This is a genomic window from Microscilla marina ATCC 23134 (assembly GCF_000169175.1).
In the GTDB taxonomy this organism is placed as follows: domain Bacteria; phylum Bacteroidota; class Bacteroidia; order Cytophagales; family Microscillaceae; genus Microscilla; species Microscilla marina.
Genome location: NZ_AAWS01000007.1, coordinates 66,351 through 78,173, shown reverse-complemented (window position 1 = coordinate 78,173; position 11,823 = coordinate 66,351). Strand labels below are relative to the sequence as shown.

Genomic DNA, 11,823 nt, shown 5'->3' with positions numbered 1-11,823 from the left:
GTCTTATATGGGTATTTTTGTAATGAAGGCATTAGAACTATTTTATATAAGAACATTACACGATATGATGAATGATAAAAAAATGAAAATAACACGGGATTACTCACTTTCGGTGTATCAGTGTATCCCTGAAGAAAAGTTATTTTTGATATTACTGGCAAGTGTTAGTTTTTTCTTTTTCACCCCCTCTTTATTTTCAGTAGCCATCATAAGTATCACATTTGCTGGAATGCTCTACATTTCTCAACAAAAAGCCTTTTCACCTGCTTTTCAAACGATACGTTCATTACATCAACCCAGAGAAGCTACCCCCTCTCACCCACAAGAGCCTGCACCTACAGGCGAGCTTGCCAGCTTTAAAAAACAAATGATCAACATGCTTATTCATGATCTTAAAACCCCTTTGAGCAATATCATTAGCCTATCAGAAAATGGTCAATCAGGCAGCGATATGGAGCGCATTTATCAGTCAGGGACTCACATGCTTGATTTAATTATGAATATTTTGGATGTAGAAAAAATAGAAGAGGCCAAACTTCCTATAAACCCTGTACCTCACCAGAGCTCAACTCTGATCGACAAAGCAATTGCGCAGGTGGAGGGCAAAGCACAGGCTAAAAACATCATCATCCAATCACCACCTCACCCTACTCAAGTAGCCGCTGACAGTCAGTTGGTCAAAAGAATCTTGACCAACCTATTGAGTAATGCTATTAAGTACTCGCCTCAAAACAGTGAAATATTGGTGGAAACCCAACAAGTAAACGCTGACACTGTCAGGTTTTCTGTCAGTGACCAGGGATGTGGAATACCACAAAAAGCTCAAAAAAATGTATTTGATAAGTTTTACCAGGTAGATCACTCACCCAAAATCAGTGGGGCTTATTCTACTGGCATAGGCCTCACCTTTTGCAAACTTGCGGTAGAAGCACAAGGGGGTACTATTGGTGTTCAGTCGCAAGTAGGTAAAGGTACTACATTTTGGTTTACCCTACCCGCTGGCAAGGTGAGTCAACCTAACAACACCTCTGTGCTCAGAAAAACACCCACTGCCTGTGCTCCTTGCTCCAACTATTTTACCTCACAGGATAAAGATTTACTCACTCCTTGGTTAGTACAACTGAGACAGTACGAAGTATACCAACTGAGTAAAATAAAAGGCATACTCAAAACAATGACATTTGAGCAAGAAAGCATCTACAACCGATGGAAAAAACAACTTGAACGAGCACTTTATACCAGCAACCAGGAACAATATGAGTGGTTAATTAAGTAAACCAACAACCTATCTATACCTCAGCCAATTACCTTCTTCTTTGCGGCCAATCCTACAGCCCATGTACTTTGATGTAATCACCCTGTTTTTTAGAGCAGGCATTTGGTAGATTTTACAAAATAAAGGAATACATAAAGAAGACGACAGAACTATGAAGAACTATAAAAAAACACCGGCACAAAAGGCAGTAGAGCTCATGAATGCCGCAGAAAGCATATTTTATGAAGAGAAGTATATTTTATCGATTGAATATTACTCTCAAGCCATTCCACAAATCAACTCACCTTCTAACCTGGCTTATGCATTATATATGCGTGGTTGTGCTTATCACGAAACAGGCAATGTAATAGAAGCAACAAAAGATTGGAAAGAAGCCCAAAGGTTTGGTTTTGAGCTACCTGTAGAAATGGCGTAGTCAATGAAATGCTCATTTTTTATGCCTGCTTGCTACAGTTTATCATAGCTTTAACTCATCATGGTTGCCCCCGTGAAATACGATGAAATATTTTAAATCAAATGAACTATCTATATTTGTAATGTCATTAAAAATCAAGGCAAATACATTACTAACAAACGCATAGAACTATGACTAGCACACATTACTCTTCACACTCACCTATAAGTGCCATTAGTCTTATGGACACTGCTGAACAAGTATTTGACCAGGCAAAGTATGAACTGTCTATTCAGTATTATACTCAGGCCATTGCCCAGATAAATGCTCCTGCTAATTTGGCTTATGCTTTATATATGAGAGGGTGTGCTTATAAAGAAATTGGAAACAAAGACAAAGCCCGCCAAGACTGGGAAAGCGCTCAAAAATTAGGCTTTCAACACCCTTGGGGCATCAACCTTATCGCTCAGGCGCTTAACGATTAACTTTTAATTACTGCTTATATAAATATCTTTACTTTAAACCATCTGGTTCCAGCTTTTTTTGATCCAATACCAGTTATGCTTTTTTAATTTTGTGCTTACGCAAAATTAACCAACACCATACTTTGATATCAATCCTAAAAACCGCTTGCCAATACTACAATGTATGGTGTTTTTATATTTTGTATCCACTTTTCCTCTTATACAGTGTCAGTCCTTAGACACTTATTCATAAATTACTTATAATCAAAATTTTACAAACTTATCAGTGCCCCCCACTTAGTGAACCATCAACTCATTAAGTACAAAATCATACCATTAAAACAACTACTTTAGGGTCTTCATCCAAAATAGGTCAGGCAAATACTCAATGAAAATAGTGAAGTGAATAAACCTATTAAATCGTTATGAATTTGCCATCAAAGTAACTACCTTGATGCTTAATTTAAGTTGTTCAATAAGAGTTTGTCTAAAAATCATTTGTTAGGTGTAAAATAGTCTTTTTTGCCATATTTCTCAGTGCCATAAGGCGTGTTTTGAGCATTTTTGTGCCTAAAATACATTTTCTTTTACCCTTCTAATTAACCTTTTAAACAAACCCGCATCAAATCTGAAAAATAATGAAATATCTTAATGGAATTTTAATGTTGGTTATGTTAGTTGCTTTTACAGCCTGTGGTGGCAGTGGTGATCCTAAAGCTACACTAACAAGTACTCCGTGGGCGTTGGATATAGATGCTGCCATGAAAGACATGCCTAAAGAGCAATTGGAAAAAATGCCTAAGGCAATGCTGGAAAAAATTACTGAAGGCTTAAAGAAGACTCGTTTTAACTTTAAAAAAGATGGTACCATGGAAATGACAGGTGGCCCTATGGGAAAATCTCTTACGGGCAGCTGGAAATTGAGTGATGATGGTAAAACATTGACCATGACTCAAGGAGAAGGTGGAGAGGCCATACAAAACAAAATAGTAGAGCTATCATCAAAGAAACTTGTTTTTGAAGCTGACAATAATGGCAAAAAAACCAAAGCAGTGTTGGTGCCTGCAAAGTAATAGGCGGATCATCAAAAATGACCAAGCTACAAAAATAATCAAGCCTTCTCTGACAAACCAGAGAAGGTTTTTTTATGCAAAAAATAACCAGTTTAATACAATAGCCTCTCCCCCTCTCCGTTTTGTTATGGTTTATAAAACCGTACTGTATTTTTTATTCACTTTTTAAATCATTTCAATGATGACATTCACTATTGAATTCGAGTCTTTAGACCGCATTGAGGGTAAAGAAGGGCGTAGCAAACTGTTGGCTACCCAAAGCGAGTTGTACCAAGTATTAACGCGCCTGAAACAAGCCGTCAAGACTCGGTATGAAGTAAAACCCGATCGTATGGACTTGCACATAGAAATTACCAAACAACGCAATGATCCAGAGTTCAAAAAGAAAGCTGAGGAAATTCACCAAGCTACAGTTGATTTGAGCAATGAAAGTAATTGGGGTTTTTTGGGCAAAGCCTTTGTGCTTTGGACACCTGAAGTACCCAGTTATGGGCAAACCCACATCACCATTGCTTTTTTTGGTAATTATCCCAAGCCAGCACTTGATGACTTACGAACAATGGTTGCTTCGATAATTAAGTAAACTAAGTATAGTTGGAACCGTGGAGGTTAGGGAGGTTCCATACTAATTGATAAAGTTTCAGGGACTAAGTTTTACCCTGTTTAAATGCGTTGGGTTCATCACGATGAATCGGGATTTAGAAATAGAGTTGGTTCAATAGCAGCTAACAAGTTTATAATTCTGCTAGTTAGAAACCTGCGGGATTTACAATAGCAAAAGCAGTGGAGCATTGAATATCGCTATAGAACAAAAACTGTATTGCTTTGCCATATCACAAAACAACACAGTTAAACTTTAGTAAGTACTGGTACTGAACTAGTCTACCATAAGCAAGTTATTCCTACTTACGGCTTATAGCTCATTACTATTTTTTATCTTTATCTTTCTTCTTGACAGCTTTTTCTGCTTTCTCAGCCTTTTCCTTTTGCTCAGAAAGCAAACGGTTCATTTGCAGCGAATCAAGTTTGATGCTTTTCTCAAGGGCATTACGAATCCCATCGAGGTTATCGTTAAACTCACCCATTTGCATTAATACCTGTCCCATCTGATCATTGGCACCAAAACCACTCATTTTCATGTTTTTACGGAAGGTTGCCTTAATATCTTCCCACCTGGCCGCTTCTTCTTCGGTCAATAACTCATTTAACTCTTTAAATTTCAGTAAATTAGATTCTGCTCCAGAAGTCAATGTTTGGGCTTCGTTTTCGTAATGTGACATAATCAAAGTTTGCAGTTCTTCATTGGTCATAATGGGTTGTATTTTTTCTGCAATTTTATTCATATTACGATAAGACCCTTGTAACTTAAAAGGTGGCTCAGTACGAAACTCATCTGCCTGGGCAGCCGAACGGATATACTCCAGATTATTTTTGAGTACATAATCGCGCACTATTAACAACTTTTTCAATACATTGATATATTCAGCCACTTCATCAGACGAATAGTTGCCTTCCAAATCCATTCCTTCTTGATTGTCAGTTTCTGCCACACGTATCAAAGTATAGATGTCTTTTTGACTGCGTGTAGCAAGCTTGTTTAGAATAGGGCTTGAAGTAAGCGAGTTTTCTATATAACTCATCTCAAAAGCGGTGGCTGTTCCGCCAATAATATCACCCAAGTTATAAGTATCGGCACGGTTGGCAAGCATATCTGGTATTTGAAACTTGTCGCCCGATTCAGTATACGGGTTTCCTGCCATTACCACACATACTTTGCGCCCACGCATATCATAAGTTTTGGTTTTGCCCTTATATACGCCTTCTATTTTTCGCTGACCATCACACAATGAAATGAACTTTTGCAAAAACTCAGGATTACAGTGCTGAATATCATCTAAGTAAATCATTACATTGTCTCCCATCTCAAAGGCAAGGTTTAACTTGTTTACCTCTTCACGGGCACTGGCATTGTTGGCTTCGGTAGGGTCGAGCGATGTTACCTGATGCCCAATGGCTGGTCCGTTGATTTTCATAAAAATAACTCCCAAACGATTGGCGATATACTCCATCAGGGTGGTTTTACCATAACCCGGTGGCGATATAAGCAACAGCATGCCCATTAAATCAGTCCGTTTGTTTTCGCCCACTACCCCTATTTGCTTGGCCAGGTTATCGCCCACCAGGGGCAAATATACTTCGTCAATGAGTTTGCTTCGAACAAAAGATGATAACACTCTGGGCTTAAACTCATCAAGCCGCAGTGTTTTTCTGAAGTGATCGGTCAACTCCTTTTTCAAGCGAATATACTCCAGGTAAAACGGCACATTGTACTGCTCAAAATAATTAAGCTTGAGCATAAAGTCATTATAGTTGAGGTGGTAGGTCTTGCTTTCTATTACTCCATGGTTACCCAACATGCCGCTTACATTGGTTACCACTGAGGTTTCTATCACCAGGGCTTGGTCATAAGACTCGTGAAAAAGCAATGAAGCTGTTTCGTCAATGTATTCATCTATAAACTCTACCTCTTTGTTCAGTTTAGACTGATGCACAAAAGCGTGTACCCAGGTTCTGATAAGTTCAAATTGCTCTAAAGGTACTTTAGACAGTTGTTTGAGCGAGTCTTTGTATATAGACAGGTTTTTATTACTACGCAATTGCTCTAAAAACCCATCATGAATCTGGGCTGCCTCTTTACTAATGATAAAAGCATCAGAAACAGTCAGTTCATAAAACAAGTATTCTCCGGCAAGGTCAGCTATTTCTATATCAAAGAGGCTGGTTTCTTCCAAAAACTGACGTATTCCGCTACTAATATCATGGATCAGATCGCCAAATTCACGGGTATTAGGAAAAACCTGTAAAATAACTCCAATGCCTTTCAAACGGTGGTTTAACAATTGTTTTTGGTCGCGGTCAAGGTACTTTTGCCAATAATAAGCGGCACAAGCCCTGGCAATAGTAGGATAGCGTAACAGTTGAATGTTTTGATTGAGTTTTACCAAAGCACCCAATATTTTAGCGGCATCCTGATCGTGCGTGCCCTTTACATACCCTTCACTATAACGCGATGCCATAAATTTTTGCACCAACTCCAAAAGCCCTGCTTCTTCTAGTTGGTGTAGATCGGCTATAGCAGGAACCACCACCTTTTCGCCTTCGTTACCTTCATCTGCCTGCACTTCGTTAGAGGAGGAGGCATCGCTGGCTTCCTGGTATATTTTATAAGCAAGGTACTCAGCTCGGTATACTTTTTTGTTTTCTGACACCAACTCCTGACTCCAGGCTTCTTCGGTGGCAAGAAAAGCCTTGTTGTCTATCTTCTCAAAAAAATTGGTGCCAGTCAGGTGGTAATACATCCCATCTGCCTTTTGAATAATGGTAAGGTCAAGGTTTTGTACATTGACCGAGAAATGATGGCGGCCAAATTTGATGACATTTTCGCCCGACACAAACATTTCCTGACGGTCTTTGAGTTGACGGACTGCATCTTCTTTGATGGTTTTGAGTCTACTTTGAATCTCATCAGCTTTTACTGAGTCTTCCAGCTCTACCAGTTTTTTGACAATGTCGCGAGTTTTGTCAATCATCAAATCTGCCGCAAAATACCCGTTGATTTCATTCACAGTTTCAAATCCCTTGATACGGTTTTGAATGCCTTTCAAGATACGGTCGGCAGAACTCTGCAAAGCAGTAGCCCTTTTGTTGCGGGCTTCTATCAAAGACAATTTCTTTGCCTCAAAAGCACTGTATACTTCTTCGCGTTTTTCGGTCAATTGGACAATAAATTCATCAAACTCCACAAACTTCCCTTCGAGTTCTTCTAACTGTACCATGAGTTTAGTCAGGTATTCTTCTGCTTTCTCAGGAGTATCCGCTATGTCCAAATAGTTAATCACCCCTTGGTTGATCAACTTGATCTGCGCATTAAACTCGGCTATTGCTTCCACACTCATCAAGTCTTTGCGCTTGGTTTTTGCCGCAGACTTCACTTGATTTAGACGAGCGTAAATGGTAGAAATATTTTCAATAATCTTAGTAGTTTGGGTAGAGTCCTCAATCTTCAGATTACTCACAATATCTATTAACATTTCCAGTTCTTTGCCTGCTTCGTCAATATTTTGCTCTATCTGAGTGATCTCCATCACCTTCGCTACCTTTTCTATCGCCTCGCTTTGCTCTTCTACCTTCTTTTTATAAAAGTCGAGGGCAGTTTCTTTGAGCAAATGTTTGACAGTCTTTTCTGAGACGTGCAGGGTGCGCTCTTCCAGCAATTGCTCAAACTCTTCTACCAATGGCAAGTTTGTATAACGTAAGTCTTTGAGCGAGATAGTTTCTCCTCGCAAGCTTCTGAGTTCAGCCAGTAGTTTTACAAACTCGTCTATATCTCGAAAACGGGCTTGCTTTACTTTGTCTTTAACCTCCTCTATTTTCCCCGATATTAAGTTGATTTGCTCTTCCGTGTTTTTCTTTACCCGCTGCACCTTTTCAAACTCATCGATGGCTCCTGATGCAGTGTCACGAATAGCACTCACAGGCTCTTGTATCTCAAAAGCTTCTGGGTTGCTCAACCAATAATAAGTATCTAAAATATCGGTCGTACGCTTTACCAGTTCCATATAAAGCGTAGTATAAATGTCTTCTTTATGAATAAGGTTGAGCACCTGGGTTGCTTCTGCCATTGCCCGCACAATGTCTTTGTTACCTACCTTAAACAAAAAGTTTTCGGTAGACACCGGTGGAATATAGTCAGGGCCTACATAAGGAGTTTGCCAGACTTGTATCACATGGCTTTTGCTTGGCTCTGAGGTTTCGCGGAAGTAAATCATTTCCCCCTCTTCAAACAATGAATAACCATCGCAAACAATCGGGTTATCTACTTTTTGGGCAATAATGTTGTAAGAAAGCAATACATAAGACCCTTCTTGATCATTATGAAATACATATAAGAAGTCTTCCCCATTAGGTGCCGGAACAGTCTTTTCGTACAGCAGGTTTTCTGATACATTCTCGAATACCTTCAGTTCGCCCGACTGTAGATAATAACCATTAGAAAATATCAAGCCCTGACTATCTGGCAATAGTATGCAAGCCTCTTCTATTTTATCAATGCGTACCACCTGATTTAGTTTTTCATTGAAAACCAGGTAACGGTATTCATTTTCGAGATAAGGGCGTATTTTAAGTAAAATAAGGTTGCCCAAATCGGTATATAAAATTTCGGCATCGTCCAGGTTCTGATCTTTGTGCTCTACTTCTTCGGCATAAATGCCTTCTCCTGTTTCGGTATTATCTTCTACTTTAATCGTCAGGTCGCCTCCAATGGTTTCTACAAATACCCGATCTTCGATAGAGACATGCGGGTGCTGCCCGGTACGATGATAATCGGCACGGGTACGTTTCCAGTCAAACTGTTGCTGCGATGGATAAGTAAATTCGTGGGCACTGCGATCGTCTACATAAGCAATGGAGTCTTCGTTGATGATCCACTTAAACACCTTGATGTCTTTGCTTGATTTTCCGGTTTGAAAAACCATAAACAGCTTGCCTTGAATGATGGTAAAACGCATAAACACTGTATCACGGTAGTATTTATACATTTCGTCAAAACGCTCTTGAAAATTATCATCTGAAAAAAGCTTGTCTAAAGGCTCAGCATGAAAAGAGTGGTTTTTGTTATCATACCTATATATACTGAACACATCTTTGAGCTCAGTTTTTGACTTCATTCTTATATTGACATTGTAACCAAAGATAAAGTAAGCCCCAATGGGTACTACATCGCGAGGAATACAATTATTTTCGGTAGTAATGCGGTTGGTTGCAATCAGGTCTTGCTCTATAGCTCCAAAGACCTCTTTGCGTGCTTCGTTGAGCTTATGGAGGCGTTCCTGCAGGTCACGTCCTTGGTTATCAAGTCGTTGCCGGATAATCTCATAGGCTCCCCCTTCAAGTTTGGTCTCTTGTTTATTTTCTTCCGGGTTATTGTTAGTAAGGTTTTCTGCTACGTCTGCCATAGTGTTTGTTTACTTGGAAGTTATGCAGGCAACAAGCTTTTGGTGTACCTGTTGCCTTGATAAAGGTCTGAAAAACAAACAGTTTCAAACGGGGTGTTTGAAACTGTTCATCCAGAAGGTGGTATACCTTCCTTCATTCACTTACAAAAATTTGCTGGCGTTTTCATCTGCCAAACCTATTTTTTTAGCCATGTCAAGCAAGCCCTTCAGGGTTGTTTGAGTAGCATTATTTTGGGTCATTCCAGACATTTTCAAGATCAAAGCCGAGATACTCAAATCTTTAATATCTTTAGCGCTTATTTTCATATCTGCAATATAGTCTCTCAACTTGCCTAGTAATGAAGCACCTTCACCGTTTAGCAAAGCACCTTTCAGTTCGCTGATAGTTTGGCTCCCATTTACAAACGTATCAATGGTTTTGCCACGACGAATTACATTCATAATGTTTTCGTAGAACATTGTTTCGCCACCGACAATATCAATTTTACTATTTTTGAGGGCTTCTGCCATTGCCATTGCCTGTGCTTCGGCAATTGCTTTTTGTACTTCTACATTGGCAAGTTCTACTTTGGTATCTTTTTCAAGCTGCAAACGGAACTCTTCCCGCTCTCTGCCTACCCCGTCCATTTTCTGCATTGCATCGGCGTTTGCCGCAATCTTTTTGGCCTCTACCAATGCTTTAGCTTCCATTGCTTCGGCTTCGGCAAGTCCTTGCTTGCGAATAGACTCTGCCTTGGCTTCTGCCACTTGTGCTTCTACAAAGCCCTTGGTTTTTTCGGCTTCGGCTTGCGCTATCAACACATCGGCTTCGGTCAAGCCTTTCTTCTTTTGTGCTTCAGCCATGGCTTCTTCTACTTCGGCTTGTGCCAAACCTTTAGCTTTTTCAGACTCGGCTATTGCCAAGGCTTGTTTCTTATCGGCTTCAGCACGTATTTCTAAAATTTTAGCTTCAGCAATTCCTTTTTCTTCCAACACACGGGCTTCAATCTTACCCTTTTCTTCCAGTAATCTAGCCTCAATATTACTCTGCTCTTCAAAGGCTGCATTTTCTGCGGCTTTTTGTGCTTCAATCCCTTTAGCCTCTGCAACAGCTTTTTTCTCTATAATATTGGCTTCGGTCACCCCTTGATCTTCCATTGCCTTGGCTTTTGCCTCCATTACCCTGGCTTCGGCAAGCCCCAACGAGGCCGACTCTTCTGCCTGGGCATCTGCCATTAGTTTTTTAGATTCAGCATCTTGTTGGGTTACTTTGTATCGGGTTTGAGCTTCCAACTCGTCTTGTTGGGTTTTCAACTCCGCAGAACGCTTGGCAGCTTCAGCAGCTTTTATTTGCTCTACCAACGCTACTTCTGCTTCGTTTTCGCGCTGTTTCATTGCCACTTGGTTGTTACGCTCTACTGCAGCGTGGGCACGGGTATCTTTTATTTTTTCTTCTTCTTTTACCGTTTCTACCTCTACTTCTACCCGTTGTCTTATCAGGTCCTGAATTTCTTTTCGTTCTTTTTCCAGTATTTTTTCTTTGCCAATTTGTGCCTTTTCTACCTCTTCCAAACGTAAATTTTGAGCAAGTTCCTGCTGTTTTTTCACATCTTCTATTTCTTTTACCTCTTCTTTTTCCCTTCCTTTCACTGCGCGCATTTTCTGACGGGCATTTTCTTCTTCTACCAATTGCTGCTCCAACTCGGTCTTCTTTTGTTGTTGCATGTTGTCCCTTGCCATTTCTTCGGCAACTTTTATGCGTTCTGCTTCTTCGCGGTCTTGTTTGGTCTTAATCTTGGTTTGTTGTTCGGCTTCTTTAACGGCTACTTGCTCCGCATAAAACAATTCTTTTTCGCGGGCATCAGCGTGTTGTTGCCCCAATACCGCTTTTTCTTCGTTACGAATCTTATCCGCCAATTTTCGTTCGCGGGCAGTTATTTCGGTGATTTTCTTGATACCTTCAGCGTCCAAAATATTGTTTTCATTCAAGGAATCTAATGGGGTTTGCTCCAAGAAGTCAATAGAGGCAGTATCAAGGACATAACCATTCAGGTCTTTGCCAATCACTTCCAGCATTTGCGACTTAAATTCGTTTCTTTTGTCGTATAGGTCTACAAAATCAAATCGTTTACCAACAGTTTTCAAGGCTTCCGAAAACTTAGGCTCAAACAGGTTTTGTAGCAAATTAACGTCTGAGGCGCGGGCGCAACCAATAGACTGGGCTACTTTTTTTACTTCATCTTCTTTATGATTTACTCGAATAAAGAATACTACTTTGATGTCAGCCCGGAGGTTATCCTGACAAATCAAACCATCTTTACCAGTCCGACTAATGGTAAAGCTTTTGAGCGAAATGTCCATGATTTCCAACTTATGGAAAACAGGAAGCACCATCATTTTGTTAAAACTTACTTTTAGGCCACCTGAACCAGTTCTTACCAAAGCCTTTCCTTGTGTAGCTTTTTTAAAGAATTTTGCAAACATTGCCAGCGTACCGAATAAGATCAATACAATGGTTCCGACAATTATTAAAATCAATTCAAATCCCATATTACTAAAGGTTTTCTGAGTTATTAGGTTAAATTAAATTTATATGATTAAATCACTTTTTGAAGTGTTA

At 39.8% G+C, this 11,823-nt stretch carries 7 protein-coding genes; 5 read left to right on the top strand and 2 right to left on the bottom strand.

Annotated elements, in window-relative coordinates; genetic code table 11:
* Positions 1–82: 82 nt before the first annotated feature.
* From M23134_RS07725 to M23134_RS07705, 5 genes are all read left to right on the top strand, one after another.
* Complete coding sequence (locus M23134_RS07725; RefSeq protein WP_198144991.1) at positions 83–1,276, top strand: sensor histidine kinase; 1,194 nt, start codon at positions 83–85, stop codon at positions 1,274–1,276.
* Between the two features lie 151 nt (positions 1,277–1,427).
* Positions 1,428–1,691 (top strand): hypothetical protein, encoded by a 264-nt coding sequence (locus M23134_RS07720; RefSeq protein ID WP_002695154.1) that lies wholly within the window; start codon positions 1,428–1,430, stop codon positions 1,689–1,691.
* A 170-nt stretch (positions 1,692–1,861) separates the two neighbouring features.
* Positions 1,862–2,155: a hypothetical protein gene (locus M23134_RS07715; RefSeq protein WP_157558385.1), complete on the top strand. Its 294-nt coding sequence runs from the start codon at positions 1,862–1,864 to the stop codon at positions 2,153–2,155.
* Between the two features lie 617 nt (positions 2,156–2,772).
* Complete coding sequence (locus M23134_RS07710; protein WP_157558384.1) at positions 2,773–3,207, top strand: lipocalin-like domain-containing protein; 435 nt, start codon at positions 2,773–2,775, stop codon at positions 3,205–3,207.
* A 178-nt stretch (positions 3,208–3,385) separates the two neighbouring features.
* Positions 3,386–3,790: a hypothetical protein gene (locus tag M23134_RS07705; protein WP_002695151.1), complete on the top strand. Its 405-nt coding sequence runs from the start codon at positions 3,386–3,388 to the stop codon at positions 3,788–3,790.
* A 343-nt stretch (positions 3,791–4,133) separates the two neighbouring features.
* Here M23134_RS07705 and M23134_RS07700 read toward each other — a convergent pair whose 3' ends face one another.
* Positions 4,134–9,224, bottom strand: a complete 5,091-nt coding sequence (locus tag M23134_RS07700; protein WP_002695150.1) for a DNA repair ATPase — start codon at positions 9,222–9,224, stop codon at positions 4,134–4,136.
* A gap of 141 nt (positions 9,225–9,365) precedes the next feature.
* The gene (locus M23134_RS07695; RefSeq protein WP_045113196.1) at positions 9,366–11,753 is read right to left on the bottom strand and encodes a flotillin family protein; all 2,388 of its coding nucleotides are present in this window, start codon (positions 11,751–11,753) and stop codon (positions 9,366–9,368) included.
* Positions 11,754–11,823: the final 70 nt, after the last annotated feature.